Consider the following 21,229-nt stretch of genomic DNA (forward strand, 5'->3'; position numbering starts at 1 on the left):
GATGAAATCCTGTAAATTACTTTAATAACCCCTTTCACTGCTCTTTTAAAAGCATTTTTTTGACAACATAAAATTCGCTTATATTACAAATAATCAGAAAAATAAAGTAAGGTTTATCCCCTCCATTTCATTGTCACTGTTTCCCCCTGTTGGTCTGCTGGGGCAGACCGTAAAAAATGATGACCTCCTCTCCCGCTAAATTTTGAGATTATACGTGCTGTAAATATATGTAATGGTAAATGGTGGACTACATAATGATACAGTAATCTACAATAAATTCGGTTCATAAAGATAATTGGTTATATTGACGCGTATCCTAAGAAGTACATGAGCAGCGTTTACGATTACCTCAGGAGCCCATAACTTTTTACAATCAAAAACTTCCATCGAGGAATAAAGGATTATAAAGAAAGATGTCAAATATTATTAGTAATCTCTCAGGCAGGAGGGGTGCAAATGCATTTTTATATAGTTGATGATGATGAGGCCATTCGTTCCATATTGGCAGAAATTATCGAAGATGAGGATTTGGGGGAAACGGTAGGGGAAGCAGAAAATGGCGCTCAAGTAGATCTCTCTTTTTTGAACTTAAAAAAGATAGACATCGTATTGATTGATTTAATAATGCCTGTAAGGGATGGGATAGAAACGATCCGCCAGATCGGCCCTTCGTTCCCGGGGAAATTTATCATGATTTCGCAGGTGGAGACAAAGGAATTAATAGCTGAGGCCTATTCACTTGGAATAGAATACTATATCATGAAGCCCATTAATAGGTTTGAAGTTCTCTCAGTGATAAAAAAGGTGAGCGAACGTATTCAATTGGAGAGATCAATTGCTAATATACATAAGTCATTAAGTAACGTAATGAACGTAGGACCTCGTTTACAATTAAATGAAAAAAGAAGTGTTCTAAGGGAAGATAAACTGACTGCTTCCGGTCGATTCCTCTTATCAGAATTAGGTGTGATTGGGGAAAACGGCTGCGAGGATTTGTTGGAAATTTTAAACTTTTTGTATAAAAGTGAAGGGAATGAAGGATATCAGACTAACCCGCCCTTACTCAAAGATATTTTTATTTTCCTTGCCCAAACAAAATATGGTTCTGCTGCACCCCATTCCAAAATTAGCAGGGAGGTCAAAGCTTCCCAGCAGCGTGTTCGAAGAATTGTTTACCAGTCTTTAAACCACCTGGCCGCACTAGGTGTAACAGATTTTGCCAATCCAGCGTTCCAGGATTACGCCTCCAAGTTTTTTGATTTTAAAGTGGTTCGAAAAAGGATGATGGAAATAAAAAGCGGATCCTCTCCATCAACTACTGGGACCCGAATCAATACGAAAAGATTTATTCAAGTGCTTTATTATGAAGTTAAACGTCTGGCCTTTGAAAATAGATAGGATAGTTGAACCAGCTGACTTCGACCTGTTGCAAGTGGTATCTTCCTTTCAAGTGCAGGAGAAGTGGACACATCAAGGTGCCCTGTGACGGGATAGTTATTTTGATCATCTTAGGTATTCTGTCCCGTACGAGTTTATGATGTAGTGGCAGGGTAATCGTTGTAACGATTCTACCCAACTTGGAATTGTGTAGCAGCTATTGATTTGGAGAGCCTGCAAACCCTGTGCCGCTCTGCCAAATTTTGTGTTACTATAATATTTGCAGATAAGTATAATAGAGGTTCTAGCCCCCCTCGTTAAAAAAACTAAGATAAGCAGTACTCTATCTTGGGGTATTGCTTTTTCTTTTGAAAAGGAGTTTTATCCATGTTAAAAGATGAAAAAGCGATTGTTGTTTTTAGCGGTGGACAAGACAGCACCACGTGCTTGTTTTGGGCGCTGAAAACTTTTAAGGAAGTCGAAGTCGTTACTTTTAATTATAACCAAAGGCATAAAAATGAGATTGAGTGTGCAAAAGCGATTGCACAAGAGGTAAATGTCAGGCATCACTTGTTGGATATGCATCTGCTGAATCAATTGGCTCCAAGTGCATTAACAAGGAACGACATTGACATAAAAGACGGAGGTGATGGAGAGCAGCTATCTACTTTCGTTCCGGGACGCAACTTGATTTTCCTGTCATTTGCGGCTGTTTTGGCAAGCCAGGTGAATGCAAAGCACATGATCACGGGCGTGAGTGAAACAGACTTCAGCGGATATCCCGATTGCAGGGATGCTTTTATTAAATCTCTGAATGTGACCATCAACCTATCAATGGACCAAGAATTTGTGATTCATACACCGCTCATGTGGTTGGACAAGGAAGAGACTTGGAAGCTTGCCGATGAACTGGATGTACTGGATTACGTCCGGGAGAAGACATTGACCTGTTATGAAGGAGTGATAGGTGATGGCTGCGGAGAATGCCCGGCCTGTAAGTTGAGAAAAAATGGGTTGGAAAAATATCTCGCATCGCAAAAAGGAGTTAAAGAATGATGGAGAAAGACTTCTTTGGCTTTCGGATTGTAGAAGATCTGCAAAAACTGGATAGGGATATCAAAAAAGACGAGCTGAAATACCATCATAAACGCGTACTTGTCAGCAAGGAATTCACGTTTGATGCGGCACATCATCTTCACTGTTATGAAGGGAAATGTAAGAACCTGCACGGTCACACGTATAAAGTGATTTTCGGCATTAGCGGGTTTGTGGATGAAATCGGTCTTGTGATCGATTTCGGGGATATTAAAGAGATCTGGAAAGAGGAAATTGAGATTTACCTTGATCACCGCTATATAAATGAGACCTTACCCAACATGAACACGACTGCTGAAAACATGGTTGTCTGGATTTACGAAAAGATGAAGGAGTCACTGAGCAACCGGCCGGAAAAGAATAATGGTGTCCAGGTGGAATTTGTCCGTTTATATGAAACACCTACCAGTTACGCGGAAACAAGGCGGGAGTGGATGGAAATTGAGTAAAATACCTGTAATGGAGATATTTGGCCCAACCATCCAAGGGGAAGGAATGGTGATCGGGCAAAAGACGATGTTTGTTCGAACAGCCGGCTGTGATTATTCTTGTTCATGGTGTGATTCTTCTTTTACGTGGGACGGTTCGGGAAAAGATTCGATCAAGCAAATGGACGCAGAAGAAATTTGGCAAGAGCTCAAGCTGCTTGGGGGTGACGGTTTTTCTTTTGTTACCATATCCGGCGGCAATCCCGCATTATTAAAAAACCTCGGCAGCTTAACCCAACTGTTAAAGAAGAACGACATACAAATTGGATTGGAAACACAAGGAAGCAAGTGGCAGGATTGGTTTTTGGAGATTGATGAATTAACGGTTTCGCCAAAACCGCCAAGCTCCGGGATGGTGACCAACTTCGATATTCTTGATACGATTTTGGAGAAATTAAAAGGAGTTGATTCAACGCATAGCAGTTTAAAGGTGGTCATATTTGATGACCAGGATTTTGACTATGCCAAAAAAGTGCATCTCAGATATCCAGGCATTCCATTTTATTTGCAGGTAGGGAATGATGACTATCAGACTACGGACAATCAACAGCTTGTCCGACACCTATTGCAAAAATATGGATGGCTGGTTGATAAGGTGATAGCAGATCACGAGTTAAGGAACGTGAAAGTCCTGCCTCAGCTTCATACCCTTGTTTGGGGAAACAAACGGGGGGTTTAGGAGCGGTGGAAAGCTTGATAGGCTGACTGCAACTAATGATTCGATCAACGCAAGTGGCATTGAAGGTTGGATGGCAATCTCTAACAGGATTCTGACAGATTGGGAGAAATGGTATACCTGCAACTGCATAATGTCTTGATGGTAATGTTCCTCAAGCTTATCGTATCGGTAATCACCGCAGTTATATAAGCCAAAAAAAGAAATTATTTTCTCTTGCTTTTTGCCGAGCAGAAGGAATGATTTCTTGCCTGTCCGCTGCGCTTCAACCAGGCGTTTAAAGTAATGACAGAGATATTCAGATGGGAATAAATTGGAGGGATTGGGGGGATTTTTAGCTTCCAATCCCTCCTTTAATTTTTCAAAAGGTTTAAGGCTTTCTAGACCCCTAGTTAATTGAAAATTTGATAAGGTAGATAAATTTTTAATATAAAAAACAAAAAAAGTATTGCAAGTATAAAAAGGATATAGTATAGTAAACCCTACATTCGGTTGAACTGGTTCCACCAGTTTCACCAGCAAAATATTTTACTTAATTGCAAGCGTTTCTAATAAAATGGAAGCGGTTTAATTTTAAAAAACAAAATGGTTTAAATAGGTGATTAATATGAACGGCGGCAGTAGTCTTTTTAACAGCGTGATTGTGGATATTGAAAAAAAGATAAACGATGGGGCTCTAAAAGAAGGGGATAAATTACCTTCGGAAAGAGAATTAACGCGAACTTATGAGATCAGCAGGCATGGAGTTAGACAAGCTCTAACAGTTCTTAAGGAAAAGGGGCTGATAAAAATCACTCCGGGAAAGGGTGCCTATGTCACCTCTTACAATGAAGATATTTTAACGGAGTCTTTTAAGAGAGTTGCCCAAAAATATGATTCTACTATAGAAGAGATTTTAGAGGTGAGGGAGGAGCTGGAATTATCGGTCATCTCTAAAGCGGTTTTGAAGGCAACTCCGGAAGATATAGATAAGCTTATCGAGATATGCACTGAAATGGATCAAGTGATGGATGTAGGCGGTTTTTTAGAGTGTGATTTGAAATTTCATAAGGCTTTAGCTGACTCTTCACAAAATCGTATATTTGCCGCCTTGGTTCATTCTTTTTTTGAAATGACGGAAGAATCCCCGTTTTCATTGACCAAGTATACTAGTAACTTTTTGGATATTATTAGCAAGGCGCAGGAGCAGCATTGGGTGATGATTGAAGCATTAAAAACCCGAAATCAGGATTTGGCTATCCAAACGATGACAGAGCATATGGAATTGTTTAGAGAGGAAGTTGATTTTTTGAGGAGTAAAAATATTAACTATAAGGAGATGAGGTAACCGTAGCTGTAGGCTTGTTGTTATCCAATGAAAGGAGGAATTTTCTATGGAGAAAAAACTCTCGAAATTTCACCCAGGTATCCCGGCAACCATGAGCATAATCTTCGTTTTCATTACAGGTATTATTTGTGCTAAATGACTCAATATCATGATGAACCTTTAACTTCATTCAGTAGAAATTTCCCACATCTGTAAGTGGTGAGTTGAAAGCATATAGGTATTCCATTCAGTGGGGGTTCAAACCCCGGCTGAATAAAGTTAAAGCCTTGCGGCGGATGCCTCAGATTTCAGACGAAATTTATCGAGTGGAGTTCGATAAAATCTGGGCGCAAATACGCCAAGGCGCACTTGATTACATCATTAGTTTTTATAAGGGAGGAACATCAATGAGTAATTATATTAGTGGTATAGATGTAGGTGGTACATTTACTGATTTTGTTTCGTTTGATCCAGAAACAAAGGAAATGAAGGTTTGGAAGAACCTAACAACTCCTGGGCACCCTATTAATGGGGTACTAACGGGTTTAAGCGAATTTGAGAATGTAGAAGATATTGACCAAATCCGGCATGGTACAACGATTGCAACTAATGCCATTTTAGAAAGAAAAGGAGCAGAGATTGCTTATATTACCACTAAGGGCTTCAAAGATGTCCCTTTTATCCAGAGAGCCAATAGAAAGTCACATTATGATTTAAGCTGGATCAAGCCCAAACCGCTTGTGAAGCGGCGGAATTGCTTTGAAATTAATGAGCGTCTAACACATAAAGGGGAAACTTTAGCCGAAATTGATGTAGAAGAAGTAAAACAAGTGGCGGAGCAAATTAAAGAGAGAGGAAACATAGATGCAGTTGCCATTAGTACACTCTATTCTTATGTAGACCCTAAACATGAAGAAAAGTTAAGGAGCCTCTTAGAAGAATTCCTGCCTGGCATGCCAATTTCCATTTCTTATGATGTTCTTCCGAAATGGAAAGAGTATGAGAGAGGAAGCACTGTCATCGCTGATGCTTATATTAAACCAATTGTTTCTTCTTATTTAGACCAATTAAGTGAGCGCTTTCAAGAGAAGGATATCACGAAAAATGTGGGTATTATGAAGTCAAATGGCGGGATTATGACTTTGGCTGCTACTAAAAAAGCTCCGATCAATACGGCTGTTTCGGGTCCTACAGGCGGAGTTGTAGGGGCAAAGAGGATTGTGGAACAATGCAACATTGACCATCTCGTTACTCTAGATATGGGCGGCACCAGTACAGATGTCGCTATCATTAAAAATGGGAACGAAGAACTGACAACCAATTTTGAAATCGAATGGGGTATTCCAATTCAGGTACCGATGATAGATATCAGAACGATCGGCGCAGGCGGCGGAAGCATAGCTTGGATTGATAATGGCGGCATGCTTAACGTTGGGCCGGAAAGTGCGGGGGCAGATCCTGGACCTGTATGTTATGAGAGAGGCGGAGAAAATCCAACAGTAACAGATGCCAACCTTATTTTAGGAAGGTTAAGCCCGGATAACTTTCTGGGCGGGTCCATGAAGATTGATTATGATGCGGCCTACCAAGCCTTGGATAGATTGGGGAAAAAACTGAACATGTCAGCTGAAGAGACAGCTGATTCCATTATTAAAATTGCTAACAACAGCATGGTAGGGGCACTGAGAATGGTATTGGTAGAGGAAGGGCATGATCCCAGGGATTTCACATTGATGAACTTTGGCGGAGCCGGTCCGTTGCATGCAAGTGACCTCATGGAGATTGCAGAGATTCCAAGAGCTGTGATCCCTATGCATCCTGGACAGTTTTCCGCTGTCGGCTTCATGTATTCAGATGCCCGTGTTGATCTCCAGCGCACAGTTCAAATGACCTCTAAAAAATTTGATATTTCCAGAGCGAATGAAGTTTTCCAGCAACTGAAGAACGCAGGTTTAGAGGATTTATCTTCACAGGGTTATACGGATAACTACAACATTATCACATCGATTGAAATGCGCTATCTTGGCCAGAACTATGAGTTGGATATTCCTTTTAACGAAGAGGAAATCAATGAAGAAAACGTCCAAACCATATGGAATACATTCCATTCCATGCACGATGATCGATTTGGTTTCAAGATTGATGGAGAAGTGATGGAAGTCGTTACATTTAAAGTAACGATTATCAGTAAAACGGACAAACCTGCTGCCAAAAAAATTGCTAGAGCAAACGGAAGCCAAGCTGTGCAAAAGGATGAGAGAATGGTTCGTTTTGATCAAGAGTCTCTTATGACGACTATTTATGATCGGGAAACTCTTTTAGACGGCCATGAAATTGTGGGACCGGCCATTATTGAAGAAAATGCTTCTTCCACAATAGTAGGTCCACAGCATAAGTTAACGGTTGATTCCTTTGGAAATATGCATATCGAAAAAAGATAGGAGTGTAAACAATATGGATGTAGTATCAGTTAATATTATTAACTCGTCAATGGTATCCGTCTGTCGTGAAATGGGTATTACACTTATGAAGACTTCCTATTCAACCATTTTCAATGAAGCGTTGGACTTTACCTGCGGGCTCGCCAATGCGAAAGGTGAACTTATTGCCGTGGCAGATTACTGCCCGGCCATGATTGGCGGGATGCCGACTTTGATAGAAAACTGCATAAAAGAGATCCCGGCATCGGAAATGAATCCGGGTGATGTAATCCTTCACAATGATCCATACAGAGGTGGACTGCATCTTCCGGAGCACACCGTTTTTAAACCTATTTTTATTGACGGTGAAGTGGTGGCTTATGCGGTTGCCATTGGACACCTGGCCGAAGTCGGGGGCATGACTCCGGGAGGATTCGCCGGAGAGGCTACTGAAATTTTCCAAGAAGGACTTAGGCTTCCTCCTGTCAAGATCGTCAAAGAAGGAAAAGATAACGAAGAAGTATGGAAAATCATGCTAGCAAACGTGAGAACGCCACGATATAACTTTGGAGATTTAAGGGCTCTTATCAGTGCCGCTGATCTCGGTGAAGAGAGATTAAAAGGGTTGATTCATAAATATGGAAAAGACTTTTTCATGAAAACAGTGGATGACTTAATGGATTACTCAGAGCGCCGGATGCGTGCAGAAATTAAAGAAATTCCAAATGGTTTATATCAATTTGAGGATTATGTTGAAAATGATGGAATTGAAAATAAAGTTTTTACAATTAAAGCCAATGTGTATGTTGAAGACGAGGAAGTCATTATCGATTATGAGGGGACTTCCCCGCAAGCCAGGGGTCCTATCAATGCAACGTATGGAGTGTCGGTGTCAGCAGCTTATAATGCGATGCTAAACTTGACGGATGCTTCCATTCCCAAAAACTCTGGCTGCTTTAGGCCCATCAAAGTAGTGGCGCCTCCAGGAACAGTAGTAAACGTTGATTACCCTGCACCGGAAGTAGGCGGTAATACAGAAACTCATCCAAGGATTGCATTTGCCGTGCTTGGGGCATTCTCTAAAGCCGTTCCGGAAAAAGTCATTGCCTGCGAGGGCGGTACCCATCTCAATTTTGTTTTTGGCGGGTATCATGATGACTATGAGGAGTATTATGTTTGTTATGATTTGGAAGCAGTCGGATGGGGGGCCCGTCCATATGCTGACGGAAATGACATGGTTGACTCGATCAATGGAAACTGCCGAACAACGCCTGTTGAAGTGTTTGAAACCAGATTTCCTTGGCTCGTAGAGTCGTTTCATTTAAACCAAGATTCTGGTGGTGCAGGAAAATATCGCGGAGGTCTGGGCGCAGAGAAAATACTAAAATGTAATGCCGATTTAATCACAATCAGCCAAATGACAGATCGACATCATATTGCTCCTTATGGATTATTTGAAGGAAAAGAAGGCGGATTTGGAGCCACATTGGTTCAGAAAAATGGCGAAGAAGATTGGAAAGACGTTGTCGAGGGCTATGGCAAGGTTTCGTCCAGTAAGTTCTCAAATATCCCGATCAGACGAGGAGACAGAGTCAAAATCGTCACACCGGGCGGTGGCGGCTATGGTTCACCGAAAGAGAGAGATAGAGACATGATCAAGGAAGATGTACTGGATGGATTTATATCTAAAAAAGCATCGGAGACAATCTATTAAAATATTTAGGAAGGGACTGTTCTCATGAAGTTTTCAAATAACGGTTACTATGTCGAAAAATATGAGAAATGTTCTGTATGCGGAAAGCTGGTATATGAAGAACGTATAGAACAAGTAAACATAAAAGAACAACCGGCATTATTTTGCTCAAATTGGTGTGTAGAGTGGGAAAAGAAGAGAGAAAAGATTAAGCAGGAAGCTTTTGTAGAGTCAAATTAATATAGGGGTTTAGGTAAAAGCAAGGGCCGAGGGGTTCTTGCTTTTTTTGAAAAGTGGGTTTGTCAAATGAAGTGTGTAAGTCCACTTTATTCAAATATCTTAAAACCCATCTTGAAGGAGCAATTGGTTCCTGACCTGGACCAGTTTTGGATACGGTGGACATCCCGTTTTGTTTCGAGTTCTTTAATGGGCAAATACAATACTTTAATAGGGCAATTATCATCAGAGAGGAAGTAAAGCTATGGTGGATGCTTTACCGTTTAATATAGAAGGTTTGTGCAAAGCTTGATGAGCAATGATTGACCGGGTCTATCAAATTCAGATGTATTAAATCGGGTATGATTCCGTGGTGATCGATCAGGAATTGCGGGAGATTCAAGCGCTTCATGCAGATTAGATCCGACGGCGATCGCCGCTGAACATGTTGGAGAAGTAGCCAAGCGAGGTTTTTTAAGGTGAGTATAATCCTAAGATACCAAGCGTTTGAACAGCATATATAATAATTCGTATCTTTTTCAGGCATTTTAATGTAAGTCTTTTGTCGGTAATCATTAATAGAAATGCCAAAATGGATATATCATTTTTTCATCCCCTCTGATCACTTATATATTAAAATAAATAATTATTATACGATAAACAAATTGCTATTGTCAATCATAAATTTGCAATAATATAGATTATATGATATTCTACAGTTAGAATAGTTTTGAGGCAGTATTTGATCATCGTACGCAACTTCTTCTAGACAGAGATTGAGTACGATTTTTTAATTTAAAAACTCATTTTCGTGCCATTCAAGCAGGCTAAATAGGTGTCAATAAATACCTGAATATTTTTATATAAGGAGAGTGAGTTAGTGAATTTAATTAATGAAGAAGTAACTCATAAAGTCTTTGGTGAAGGAAATATCGTGGATCACGATGAATCTTTCATCACCGTTGATTTTAATAAGGATGTAAAAAAATTTGTTTACCCTGATGCATTTGGAAAATTTATTACACTAAATGACCGGAATGTTGCAGAAACTTTAAAGAAAGTCCTTTTGAAAAGGAAAATGGAAGAAGAAGAACTTGAAAGGAAACGTGAAGAAGAGAAAGAACGACAGGCGTTTGAACAGCGGCGCAGGGAAAAGCTGAAGAACCCTAGAATTTCTGAAAGCTCACAAATTGTTTTCTGGCTGGACGAAGAAGAGCAACAAAGTGTATTTAACGACTGGCAAGTATCTACTGGCAAGATTCAAAGCGGAAAAAATAAAGGTCAGCTAAACAGAGTAGCTCGTTTGCGTCCAAACAGCGCAGGCCTTCTGACTGCAAGAGAGTCGGATCAACCAGAAACAAGAAGACGGATTCTAGGCCTCTACATGGTAAATGAAATGTTTTCCGGCAATCTTAGCGAAGATGGAATGGTCCCGTCCCATGCAGAATTTAGAATCGAGCTCACGGATCAAGAAGCAGAGAAGATGCTTTTCTGGAATTATTATGTCAATAAGAACTATCCTCACCGAACTACATGGAATTCTGGTAAATTTCGTTATTTTGATAATGTTTGGACCGCTCAAATCCTAAAAGATATCATTGCATTAAAAACGGATGAAGAGCAAATCAAAGAAGCTAAAAACTTTCTGGAATACTTCTGCAAAATGAATGTCCTTGACATGGAAAATATCCCAGTGGCGAACGGAGCTTTAAAGCAACAATAGTCAGATGGAATACAGAGACGGTTCACAAATCTGAAAACATCTGTCAAACAACTTCCTTTCCAAGCTTTCCCTCTGCTCAGGAAAGGATTAAACTTTTGTGTTGTTTGAACAACTCTATTCCACAACTTGGATTCTGCAAAATAGGGCGCCATCAGTATTCCCGATAAGCGCCCGATTGTTGAAGAACTCTATGAATGAAAACCCCCGTTAGGTTAGTAGCAAATGATTACAACCTGCTATTTCCCCAATATGCACTTCGCCTGGCCATGCTTTCCATGCGTTGTTCCCGAAATTTTTCCGAACTTCCGTAATGCTAGGGTTGTTGGGAGCAAATTAACAATCCAGTAAATCCATTGGAGTCCATATACATGATACGCCCATTCTTAAGAGCTGTGCAGTTGGTGCCAGATAGTCGGAAAACTCACTCTTCGTATCCAGGGTACGCGGGCGCGAGGCAGTCAAACGTTCAAGCTTGCCGTCACCCAGCTAATGCCGGCTCTTTCTTCAATTCCTCTATGAGGACCGGAATCACATCAAATAGGTCACCGACAATTCCATAGTCAGCTATATCAAAAATAGGGGCTTCGGGATCTTTATTGATAGCCACAATCACTTTGGAGTTCGACATTCCGGCCAGATGCTGGATGGCACCCGAAATTCCGGCAGCGATATACAGGTCCGGTGTGACAACTTTTCCTGTCTGCCCGATTTGAAGGGAGTAATCGCAATAATCCGCATCACAGGCACCTCGAGATGCGCCAACTGCACCGCCGAACACGTCCGCCAGTTCCTGTAGAAGCTCAAAGCCTTCAGGACCTTTGACACCGCGCCCTCCTGCGACGACCACTTTGGCCTCCGAGAGGTCCACGCCTGTTGCCGCTTTTTTGGCGATGTCTTTGATGACCGTACGGATATCCTTGAGGTCAGGCGTTACGGATCTGACTTCGCCATCTCTGTTCTCGTCCACTTCCAGCGCCTGAATATTGTTAGGACGGATCGTCAGGAAGAAATGATCGTCTTTCGGCTTTCTTTTTTCAAAAGCTTTTCCCGAGTATATGGGTCTTGTGCACAGCAGTTCTCCATCCTGCTGTTCCAAAGAGACGATGTCAGAGATCAATGCAAGCCCTTTTCTAACGGCTATCCGGGGTGCCAGGTCTTTGCCTAGCGCTGTATGTCCCATCACAATACCGCTTGGATTTTCCTCTTCCAATACTTGCATAATCGCTTGCTGATAGGCATCTGTCGTATAGTTCTTCAGTTCCGGTGCGTTGACTGCAATCGCCCTATCCGCACCATGGTGGATCATTTTTTTCGCAAGGCCTGTGACATCATCGCCGAGCACAGCTCCGACAATTTCAGCATTCGGGGCCGCTTTTTTCGCTGCGGCAGCCGCTTCGAATGATACGCTTCTTAAATCTCCGTTTTTCACTTCTCCTAACACGAGAATTTTCTCAGCCATATGATTCAGCCTCACTTTTTACAAAATATTTTCTTTCTCTTTTAAGTTAGAGATCAGTTGTGCGACTACATCCTTCGCATCGCCTTCCAGTATGATGCCAGTACTCTTTGGAGGAGGAAGGGAGATGTCCGTGACTTCTGTTTTTGCTTCGGCATCGTCTTCGTCGATGGAGAGGTCATCTAAATCCAGTGTTTCAATCGGCTTTTTCTTTGCTTTCATAATTCCAGGAAGGGAAGGGTAACGGGGTTCGTTCAGCCCTTGTTGTGCTGTCACGAGAAGGGGGAGGGAAGCTTCGATTGTTTCTTCGTCTCCTTCGACATCACGGACAAGGGTTGCCTTGCCGTCTTCAACAGTAATCTTTGTAATCGTTGTTACCTGAGGAATGCCGAGGTGCTCCGCAATGCTTGGCCCTACCTGTCCTGAGCCGTTGTCGACGGATATATTTCCTCCAATGATCAGATCATAATCCTGATCTTTCAGATAAGAGGCAAGCAGGAAAGCGATGGAAGACGAATCAATTTCATCCAAGTCATCAGTTTCGATCAATACAGCTCTGTCAGCCCCCATGGCCAGAGCGGTGCGAAGCTGTTTTTCCGCTTCTTCATCGTCTGCAGTGACGACCGTCACTTCCCCGCCGTGTTCATCGCGAAGGCTAACCGCCTCTTCCACTGCATATTCATCGTAAGGATTGATAATGAATTCAGCGTTGCTGTCATCAATCGTGTCGTTTGCAATCACAATGTTTTCTTCCGTATCAAATGTCCGTTTCAATAATACAAAAATATTCATGGTAGACCTCCGCGCAATCAAGAGATTTTTGTAAGCCCATGCCGGACTCGGGAAAAGCGGGGAGATATTCCGAATATGCTCTGTCAGCCCCGCGGATGCACTGTCGTCCGGCAAGCACGGCTAGTGGTTAATGGATGGCTGTTTCTAGGATCAGCTGGTTGTTAGCAAATCTTTCAACAGAGAGGGAAGACAAATCCAAAGTTTCATATTTTCCAAGACGGATTAGTTCAGATAACCCTTTTCCTGCTGCGGGCGCTTGCTGGAACCCATGTCCACTGAAGCCGGTAATGACGTAATAGCCTTTCATGACCGGATGTCCGCCAATAATCGCATTTTGGTCTATCGTATTGAAGTCATATAATCCAGCCCAGCTGCGTTCCACTTTCAGCTGTTCAAACAGCTGGCTTCTTTCATAGAAGATTGGCCATACTTCTTCTTCGAAAGTGGACTTATTCGAAGAGAATTCAAAGCTGTACGGATCTTTATGAGGCATACCGGTGATCACTTTCTCTCCTTCTCCGCGGAAGTAAAATCCAGTCGGATCGAAAACGAGCGGCAGTGATTTAGAGAATTTTTTTGTTAAATCCAGGCAGAAGATCTGATAGCGGAACGGCTTGACAGGGATGTCGACGCCGATGGTCTCGCTCAGTGCACCAGACCATGCGCCGCATGCATTGACAACGATTGGAGCATGATATTCTTCTCCGGATTCAAGCCGGACACCTGTTATCCTCCCGTTTTCAGCAAGGAGGGACTGGACGGGCTGGTAGATATAATCCACTTCCATTGATTTTGCCTTTTTCGCATAAAACTGAAGGACTGTATACGGATCCATATATCCTGCATCTGTATCGAATGTGGCTCCAGCCAGATCTTCCGTATTCAATTCCGGGATGATATCATGGATTTCTTCCACGGACAGAACTTTCATGTTGGCTCCGCACCGGTTTTGGAAGTTAGCTTCCTCTATCAATCTCGGCATTGTTTCACTCGTACCCAAGTACAAATATCCGTTCTGCTTAAAATCAATTTGTGGCGACTCCCCGTTCACTTCCATTTCTTTTGCAAAGTTTTTGTAAAAGTCCAGGCTGTAACGGCTCATCAGGATATTGATTTCTGTTGTGAATGAGAGGCGGATACCACCCTCACTGCGCGGAGTGGAAGAGAATTCGTACATTTGGTCTTTTTCGAAAACCGCAATGCTTCCAGTGAACCCGTCTTTGCGCAGATTGTAGGCCAGGCTGGAGGCCATGATGCCTCCGCCAGCAATAATCACATCATATTTATTCATTTAGACCACCCTTTACTAGGCATATTTTCGTAAAATGCAGCAATGAAGCGGTAAAAGGAAGAACGGAATTAGTCAAACATCAATGGGCGTGCAATTTTATTGATGGCTGCCCCATCCACCATAAGCGTCTGGCCGCTGACGTAAGAGGCTTCGTCCGAACACATGAACAGGCAGGCGTTGGCAATATCGTCCACCGTTCCGATTCTTCCCATCGGCTGGAATCTGAGCGTTTCTTCAAACGCAGCATCGGGATCCTCCAGGCTGGCGAATGTCTGATGCAGCAGCGGGGTGTCCACTGAACTTGGGCATACAGCATTTACGCGGATATTCAGCGGGCCGCAGTCAAGGGACATTTGTCTTGTCAGGGCTGTCATACCTCCCTTGGAAGCTGCATAGGCTGCCAGTCTTGTAATCGTCTTCTCCGCATGCCAGGAAGCGATATTGACAATCGCTCCACCGCCGCGCTTTTCCATCTCGGGGATCGCATATTTCGAGCAGAGGAAAGCTCCTGTCAAATTGACGCCGATTACTTTATTCCATTCTTCAAATGAGGTGTCTACTGCTGATTTCCGAATATTGACCGCAGCATTATTGACGAGGAGATCTACACCGCCAAAATGTTCGGCTGTTGTGCTGATCAAGTTTTTTACATCCTCTTCGCTGCTGACATCCGTTTTGACGAAAAGACAGTCAATTTCTTCGTTGATAAACCGGTCTATTACCTGCTTACCTGCTTGTTCGTTCACATCGGCGATAACAATCTTTGCTCCATTCTTTCCGAACGTCCGGGCGATTCCTTCGCCAATGCCTTGGCTTCCGCCCGTAATAATTGCTACTTTATCTTGTAATCTCATTCTGTAACCCTCCAGTTATAAGTGATTGTTTTCCGAATTAGTGGTTTCTTTCCAAAGTGATGGTTGGCTCAAAAATGGTCCTAATTTTCCGAAATTCGGAACAACAAAACCTTTTTTCGGAATACGTTAAGACGATTATAGTATAAATTTTCTATTTTTTGCAAGCGCTTCTTTGAAAAATATAGGGGGATGGGCGTGGTTCTTTTTTAAAAACAGATAACAAAGGGAAGCCCTCTTTTTAGAGAAAAGTTGCGTGAGAGTGCATTTTTTCAGCTGAAACTTTCCTTATCTATGAAGAGTCATGGCAATGTGTGGCCTTTTAAAATACAGATGGCTGGTATAGCCTCTTGAAAAACGAGCAAAGTGGACAAATTGTAAACGCTTTTTTTTGTGAATTGTGCCCATATGAATTTCTGTACTGAGCCGGTATAGTATGTAATAGAATAGTCCGTTATTTCTGAGATTTTGATAGACGGTTGTAGTGAAAAGAAGTGGAACGAACCGGGCTGTTTAAAATGACGGCTGATGCGAAGGAGGATAAACCATGCTGATTATTAATGCTGAGGACCAGCAGAAGTTGCTGAATATGTCCGAAATGGTAGAGGCTGTGGGAGAGTCGCTGAAGGAGTATTCGGCTGCCGGGACCATAACTCCAGTCCGGACTGTCCTGGAGTTGGAGAAGAAGGAAGGCAATGCCATATTTATGCCTGCTGTCGCGGAGGGTTTGAAAAGTCTTGGAATGAAATATGTTGCCGTCTTTCCCGAAAATACCGCTCTTGGAAAAAAATCTATCAACGGAGTGGTGTTGCTGGCAGATACAGATACGGGGGAGCCGCTTGCACTATTAGAAGGATCTTATTTGACGGTTATGCGGACAGGTGCGCTTTCTGGAGCGGCATCCCAATATTTGTCACGCGCTGATTCTAAAGTGCTGGCTATACTCGGTACGGGCGAGCAGGTGATCGGACAATTCGAGGCCATCAAGGCAGTACGGGACATCACTCAGTTGAAGTTATATAATCGGACGCGGGAAAAGGCCGAAATCCTTGCAGAGTATATCAAAGCGAGGCATGAGGTGGACATAATCATCTATTCGGATTCCAATGAAGCGATTCGGGGAGCGGATATCATCGTAACGGCCACAAGCTCCAGTAGGCCGGTATTCTCGGAAGCTCTTGAGCCTGGTGTCCATGTCAATGCGATCGGTTCCTATACCTCATCTATGCAAGAACTGCCCAGCCATGTCATAGCAAATGCAGACAAGGTAGTAGTGGAATCCATCGATTCAGCAATGGAAGAAGCGGGTGACTTGCTGATTCCAATCAATGAGGGAAAGTTTCATAGAGATAGCATTCATGGGGAGCTTGGACTTATTATCGGCGGTCAGCTGCCGGGCAGGGATAACGACCGGGAGGTTACGGTTTTCAAATCGGTCGGACTGGCTGTAGCTGATGTGGTCGTTGCCAGATATTTTTATGAAAAAGCACTCAAGGAACAGGTTGGCCAAAACATTTCATTGGATACCATTTCTCCTTTCTCACCGAAAATGGAGGTTTGATACTAAATGTGGGAGTCTCCCAAGCGGGGATTTGGCCTCATGTATTTAAAATAAACAATAGGGACCGTCCAGAACTTCACGTAAAGTGATGTCTAGGCGGTTTTTTGTGTGAGTGTATGGAGGCAGGGAGTGATGGAAAGTGCATTAAAGCTATCAAACATGTGACCTTTGAAAATGGAGGAGCTGCCCTGCCCCTAATTACTTTGCCGACAGAAAAAGGGATCTCATGTAACCGCCAAGGGGCGTACATATCATGAAGATCGGCCAAAAGGTGGGCCAAGGATTCCAAGTTTTCATGAAAAGAGAGGAAGCGGCAGTTAAGCGTACCTCAAGGCTTCCGGGATCAGGCAAAAAGAAAATGCAGCATTCAAGAGCCGGCAGAACACCGCAGTAAAAAGCACCGGGTTTAAAGCCCGATGCTTTTTTACCGCAGAATTAGACGTTGATCGCATTTTCGGCAGATAGATCTTCATCATCTTCTGCAGCTCCAGTCTGCTTCTCTGGGAATAATAGACTGAAGACAATACCAAACGCCAAAGCGATAAAGAATGTTGTAAACCGCGAGGAGATGATCTCCTCAAGCGGTGTGGAGATCCACACGACTGTTGACACAAATCCTGAAATGATTGTTGCAATGACTCCGGCTCCTGAATATTTTTTCCAGAAGAACGTAAGTATGATCGCAGGAGACAGTGTACATCCAACTCCGGCCCATGCCCATCCGACAACGAGATAGACGAGCGACTTAGAGAAGAGGGCGATCATCAAACCAATGATTCCGGCTCCGACAATAGTTAATCTAGATACTAATACAAGTTTCTTTTCAGTTAATTTGATGCCTAAGGCATTACGTATAATGTCCTCACTTGCCGAACTTGTAATAACCAGAAGCTGTGAGTCCGCTGTTGAAATGATGGCGGCCAGTATACCGGCAAGCAAGATGCCTGCTGCCCATTCAGGGAAAAGGTCGAGGATCATGAACGGCAGAATTGTTTCCACATCAGCGAATGCCTGACCTTGGTATAGGGTCAATGCAGTCAAACCAATGAGAAAGGCGCCTACATAGGCTAAAATAACCCAGACTACTGCGACAGTTGCCCCTGTTCTTGCCTCTTTCTTGTCCTTCAAAGCCATGAATCTAGCGCTGAGCTGAGGCTGTCCGCCCAGGAATCCGAAGAACCAGGCGAAGTTATTGAAGAGCAGAAGACCTAAAGCGAAGCCTGTCAACCCGCCGGTCCAGGAGTCCATTGTCGGACCTGCCGCTACAACGGCATCCATGACGGACAGGCCTTCGGAGTTGATTTTGAATAGAGCCATAATGGGAAGGCCAACGAGTGTGATGAGCATCATGATACTTTGAATCATATCCGTCCAAACAACACCGACAAATCCGCCAAGATACGAAAGCGCGATGACGATGGCAAAGCTGATGAGAATACCGGTCAGCGGCTTAATTCCAAAAACGGTGAACAAGGTTTTTCCGGCTCCGGCAATTTGAGCGCCGAAGTAAAACATCATAAAGCTGCCGATTAATATCGTTGATAGCCAAAGAATGATTTTTCCCTTTGACTCAAATCTCGCTGCAAGATATCCAGGAAGTGTCATGACATTATATTTCTTCGCCTCGTCCATAAATCTCCTGGCGAGGAAGAGCCAGGAGAAGGCAACCCCCAGTCCAATTCCGACTGCCACCCAGATGGCGGAGAAACCCGTCATAAAGACAAATCCTGTATAACCCAAGAGCAGCCAGGCGGATTCTCCCGTGGCCCTCTCGGAAAAAGCGAGAGCCCAACCGGGGAGTTTGCCGCCGCCAATCAGGAAGTCGGAGTGTTCCATCTCTTTCCTGCTGAAATAATAACCAATAGCGACCATGGCGAGACAGTAGAGGATGAATTCTACTAAAATAATCGTATTCATATAATCTACTCCCTTATTGTTTGATTGGGAAGATCTGATTAAAATAATGGGTAAAGGCGTCAAGTCTGCTGCTGAAATGATGATTTCTCTAAAAATAAAGCGCTTTCAATTATTCGTTGAAATGCCGGGCCGCCGCTTTACCGGGGCCTGAAACTGGTCTTTACAATTTAAGAGCCCAATGAAAGGTTTAATTTCTAGAAAACTTGAAATATGAATGATGCGATTGGATAATAAAAAATATAAGAATCAATAAAACGCTTTTAAAATCAGTCGCTTTGAAGCTTACACATTTGCTTATCGATACAGATTTTAGGGTCAAAACTCTTTAGGGACATGTCACGGACAAAGTCCCTCATATCCGTCAGGTCGTTTCCGTCTTACGTATGCAACTCAGATTTTTTTCTATCAGTCCTCCTTGGCTGTTGTTATGTACATGTAATTATAGCTAAGTCTTTTTTCCTTTCAAGAAACAATATGCACAAAATTTAGAATACGATATTGCCAGTTTGTTGGTATAATCATTGCTATACCGGAGTCGTGACAGTTGGGAGGTAAAGAAATGAAGCTTTTTGAGCAGGTTGCACAACCTCTTGTTGAACAGACATCATCTTTGCTGGGCATCTCTCTCAGTATTACAGACGAAAAGGGTATCATCATCGGTTCTGATAACAAAGAGAGGATCGGGACACTGCACCCGGTATCTTCCCGAGTGATTGAAGAGGGAAGAGAGGTAGTATTCACGAAAGAACAGGTGGATAACCTGGAGAATGTTTTGCCGGGAATTGCGGCTCCCATTTGGTTTGATCACAAGGTTATCGGTGTATTGGGCATTGTTGGCGAGCCGGAAAATGTTAGGAGGTATGTGAAATTTATCCGCAGCCATATTGAGATGTTTCTCAGGGAGAGCTTCCGTACAGAGTCAGAGCTTGTCCAAATGAAGACGACAGAGTTGTTCGTACAGCACCTGATTCATTATCGAGATTGGAAGGATATAAGCAAACTTGAAGAATACTGCCAATTGCTCGGAGTGCATTTCAACAGGCCGAGGGTATGTTTGCTGATTCATGTTCCTGCACTCGGAGAATTATCCTCGCAGGAAGACCCGCCGCTAACACAGCTGCAAAGCTTGATCAGCCACTTGTTTCGGGAAAGTAATGAGGATATTGTCTGCCCTGTCACTCAAGACCAGTGGGCTGTTTTCAAACTCGTTGATTCGAAGGATGAGCCAAAATTAAAAAGGACATGTGACGATGCTGTTAGCAAACTGACCGCCTTTTTGGACCGGGAAGGTGTCCGGGGCGGGGTCACCATAGCTTATGGGAAAAGTTATACGGGACTGGAAGGGGCGGCCCGCTCCTATCAGCAGGCCAAGAAAGCTACTAAGGCCGGCTTGAGGAGTGATCCGGAGGAAAGGGTGTATTCGTTTGACAGTTGGTCCATCCTGCCGGATATTTTTCTGGAGGATATCGACCTTCGTTTTCTTGAGATGTTTGCCGACGATATACGGAACATTTGGGAGTTCCCCGAATCTGACATGCTGATTGAGACCTTTATCGCTTACTGCGAAAGCAGTATGAATGTCAGCAAGGCTGCGAGAAATCTCTATATCCACCGAAACACATTGATGTATCGGTTAAACAAGATTAGTGAGCTGAGTCGGATCGATCCCCAATCGTTTGAACAGTGTATGGTTCTTTACATCGCTTTGAAGAAAAGGGAGAGGAATCCATTGTTTATGAAGGGTTCTGGGAAGGGGCTTTTATGAAATTTTATAAATAGATTGAAATTTAAAAAGTGAGTTGCTATACTAAACTCATAAAATGAAATCATGGTTCATTTAATGAAACGGTGGTATTTCGCTCAAAGGATAATGTAAGGGTTATCATATTTTGCCAAGGGGGCTTTACTCTTGAATTTTATCAAGTTGAGCACACCGTTAAGAGGGCCGAATTCGCAGGATTTGATGAAGCGGCTGCAGGAGGCTGTTCCGAATGCCTCTATAAGATTAATCGTTTGGCACGCAGGAAGCTCCCGGTGCTTTAGTGTAGGTTGGGGACGGAAATCAATTCATAGATGTAGCCGGAGGAATCGGTCCACTTAATGTGGGACACTCTCCCGCTCCCGTCGTCGAACTCTTTAAAACCATTTGGATGATTTCATCCGCCCTGTTTTCCGGTGTCCATATATTCAATTGGCAGAAAAATTCAACAGCCAGGTGCCGGGCAGTTCTCCGAAAAAGACGATTTATCTTATCAGCGGCGCCGAAGCGGTTAAAAATGCCATTATATTAGCAGACGCTATACAGGACGTCTGGTCGATTTTGCAAAGATGGGTGGATCCCTGTGTGTACACGCTGTAAAGGTCCAT

General features: G+C 43.1%; 19 protein-coding genes. 12 read left to right on the forward strand and 7 right to left on the reverse strand.

Annotation, left to right across the window (positions count from 1 at the left end):
- Positions 1 to 456: 456 nt before the first annotated feature.
- The 8 genes from C509_RS0120805 to C509_RS0120845 all read left to right on the forward strand — a co-directional run bounded on the left by C509_RS0120805 (position 457) and on the right by C509_RS0120845 (position 9,295).
- A complete protein-coding gene (locus C509_RS0120805; protein WP_018708871.1) occupies positions 457 to 1,398 on the forward strand; it encodes a response regulator in 942 nt (313 codons plus the stop codon).
- A 366-nt stretch (positions 1,399 to 1,764) separates the two neighbouring features.
- The gene (gene queC / locus C509_RS0120810) at positions 1,765 to 2,433 is read left to right on the forward strand and encodes a 7-cyano-7-deazaguanine synthase QueC (RefSeq protein ID WP_018708872.1); all 669 of its coding nucleotides are present in this window, start codon (positions 1,765 to 1,767) and stop codon (positions 2,431 to 2,433) included.
- The gene (gene queD / locus C509_RS0120815; RefSeq protein ID WP_026320004.1) at positions 2,433 to 2,921 is read left to right on the forward strand and encodes a 6-carboxytetrahydropterin synthase QueD; all 489 of its coding nucleotides are present in this window, start codon (positions 2,433 to 2,435) and stop codon (positions 2,919 to 2,921) included. The genes queC and queD overlap by 1 nt, the downstream gene beginning before the upstream one ends.
- Positions 2,914 to 3,639 carry a 7-carboxy-7-deazaguanine synthase QueE gene (gene queE / locus C509_RS0120820; protein WP_018708874.1) on the forward strand — a complete coding sequence of 242 codons (726 nt, stop codon included), beginning with the start codon at positions 2,914 to 2,916 and terminating at the stop codon, positions 3,637 to 3,639. The genes queD and queE overlap by 8 nt, the downstream gene beginning before the upstream one ends.
- Positions 3,640 to 4,243: 604 nt before the next feature.
- Positions 4,244 to 4,963, forward strand: coding sequence for a FadR/GntR family transcriptional regulator (locus C509_RS0120825; RefSeq protein WP_018708875.1), 720 nt, complete (start codon positions 4,244 to 4,246; stop codon positions 4,961 to 4,963).
- A gap of 386 nt (positions 4,964 to 5,349) precedes the next feature.
- Complete coding sequence (locus tag C509_RS0120835; protein ID WP_018708877.1) at positions 5,350 to 7,383, forward strand: hydantoinase/oxoprolinase family protein; 2,034 nt, start codon at positions 5,350 to 5,352, stop codon at positions 7,381 to 7,383.
- A gap of 13 nt (positions 7,384 to 7,396) precedes the next feature.
- Positions 7,397 to 9,076 carry a hydantoinase B/oxoprolinase family protein gene (locus tag C509_RS0120840; RefSeq protein WP_018708878.1) on the forward strand — a complete coding sequence of 560 codons (1,680 nt, stop codon included), beginning with the start codon at positions 7,397 to 7,399 and terminating at the stop codon, positions 9,074 to 9,076.
- 24 nt (positions 9,077 to 9,100) lie between these two features.
- On the forward strand, positions 9,101 to 9,295 hold the full coding sequence (locus C509_RS0120845; protein ID WP_018708879.1) for a hypothetical protein: 195 nt from the start codon (positions 9,101 to 9,103) through the stop codon (positions 9,293 to 9,295).
- 253 nt (positions 9,296 to 9,548) lie between these two features.
- Here C509_RS0120845 and C509_RS27280 read toward each other — a convergent pair whose 3' ends face one another.
- Positions 9,549 to 9,683: a hypothetical protein gene (locus C509_RS27280; RefSeq protein ID WP_281168097.1), complete on the reverse strand. Its 135-nt coding sequence runs from the start codon at positions 9,681 to 9,683 to the stop codon at positions 9,549 to 9,551.
- Between the two features lie 468 nt (positions 9,684 to 10,151).
- Here C509_RS27280 and C509_RS0120850 point away from each other — a divergent pair, with 468 nt between their 5' ends.
- Entirely contained in the window at positions 10,152 to 10,994 is an 843-nt protein-coding gene (locus tag C509_RS0120850; RefSeq protein WP_018708880.1) for a hypothetical protein, read from the forward strand.
- 478 nt (positions 10,995 to 11,472) lie between these two features.
- On the opposite strand, the gene C509_RS0120855 is transcribed toward C509_RS0120850, so the two are convergent.
- The 4 genes from C509_RS0120855 to C509_RS0120870 all read right to left on the reverse strand — a co-directional run bounded on the left by C509_RS0120855 (position 11,473) and on the right by C509_RS0120870 (position 15,387).
- The gene (locus C509_RS0120855; RefSeq protein ID WP_018708881.1) at positions 11,473 to 12,453 is read right to left on the reverse strand and encodes an electron transfer flavoprotein subunit alpha/FixB family protein; all 981 of its coding nucleotides are present in this window, start codon (positions 12,451 to 12,453) and stop codon (positions 11,473 to 11,475) included.
- An 18-nt stretch (positions 12,454 to 12,471) separates the two neighbouring features.
- Positions 12,472 to 13,242 carry an electron transfer flavoprotein subunit beta/FixA family protein gene (locus C509_RS0120860; protein WP_018708882.1) on the reverse strand — a complete coding sequence of 257 codons (771 nt, stop codon included), beginning with the start codon at positions 13,240 to 13,242 and terminating at the stop codon, positions 12,472 to 12,474.
- 127 nt (positions 13,243 to 13,369) lie between these two features.
- Positions 13,370 to 14,533: an NAD(P)/FAD-dependent oxidoreductase gene (locus tag C509_RS0120865; protein WP_018708883.1), complete on the reverse strand. Its 1,164-nt coding sequence runs from the start codon at positions 14,531 to 14,533 to the stop codon at positions 13,370 to 13,372.
- 68 nt (positions 14,534 to 14,601) lie between these two features.
- Positions 14,602 to 15,387 (reverse strand): SDR family NAD(P)-dependent oxidoreductase, encoded by a 786-nt coding sequence (locus C509_RS0120870; RefSeq protein ID WP_018708884.1) that lies wholly within the window; start codon positions 15,385 to 15,387, stop codon positions 14,602 to 14,604.
- A gap of 544 nt (positions 15,388 to 15,931) precedes the next feature.
- Here C509_RS0120870 and C509_RS0120875 point away from each other — a divergent pair.
- Both C509_RS0120875 and C509_RS26265 read left to right on the forward strand, forming a co-directional pair.
- The gene (locus C509_RS0120875) at positions 15,932 to 16,945 is read left to right on the forward strand and encodes an ornithine cyclodeaminase family protein (RefSeq protein ID WP_018708885.1); all 1,014 of its coding nucleotides are present in this window, start codon (positions 15,932 to 15,934) and stop codon (positions 16,943 to 16,945) included.
- A 253-nt stretch (positions 16,946 to 17,198) separates the two neighbouring features.
- Positions 17,199 to 17,339, forward strand: coding sequence for a hypothetical protein (locus C509_RS26265; protein ID WP_018708887.1), 141 nt, complete (start codon positions 17,199 to 17,201; stop codon positions 17,337 to 17,339).
- 41 nt (positions 17,340 to 17,380) lie between these two features.
- Here C509_RS26265 and C509_RS0120890 read toward each other — a convergent pair whose 3' ends face one another.
- Entirely contained in the window at positions 17,381 to 18,862 is a 1,482-nt protein-coding gene (locus tag C509_RS0120890; protein WP_018708888.1) for a sodium/proline symporter, read from the reverse strand.
- 559 nt (positions 18,863 to 19,421) lie between these two features.
- Between C509_RS0120890 and C509_RS0120900 the strand changes: the two genes are divergently transcribed.
- Positions 19,422 to 20,627: a CdaR family transcriptional regulator gene (locus tag C509_RS0120900; RefSeq protein WP_018708890.1), complete on the forward strand. Its 1,206-nt coding sequence runs from the start codon at positions 19,422 to 19,424 to the stop codon at positions 20,625 to 20,627.
- A 297-nt stretch (positions 20,628 to 20,924) separates the two neighbouring features.
- Here the strand turns inward: C509_RS0120900 and C509_RS27285 are convergent, their stop codons facing one another.
- Positions 20,925 to 21,053: a hypothetical protein gene (locus C509_RS27285; RefSeq protein WP_281168099.1), complete on the reverse strand. Its 129-nt coding sequence runs from the start codon at positions 21,051 to 21,053 to the stop codon at positions 20,925 to 20,927.
- Between the last annotated feature and the right edge of the window lie 176 nt (positions 21,054 to 21,229).

It is taken from the genome of Siminovitchia fordii DSM 16014 = CIP 108821 (genome assembly GCF_000374565.1).
GTDB lineage: Bacteria > Bacillota > Bacilli > Bacillales > Bacillaceae_C > Siminovitchia > Siminovitchia fordii.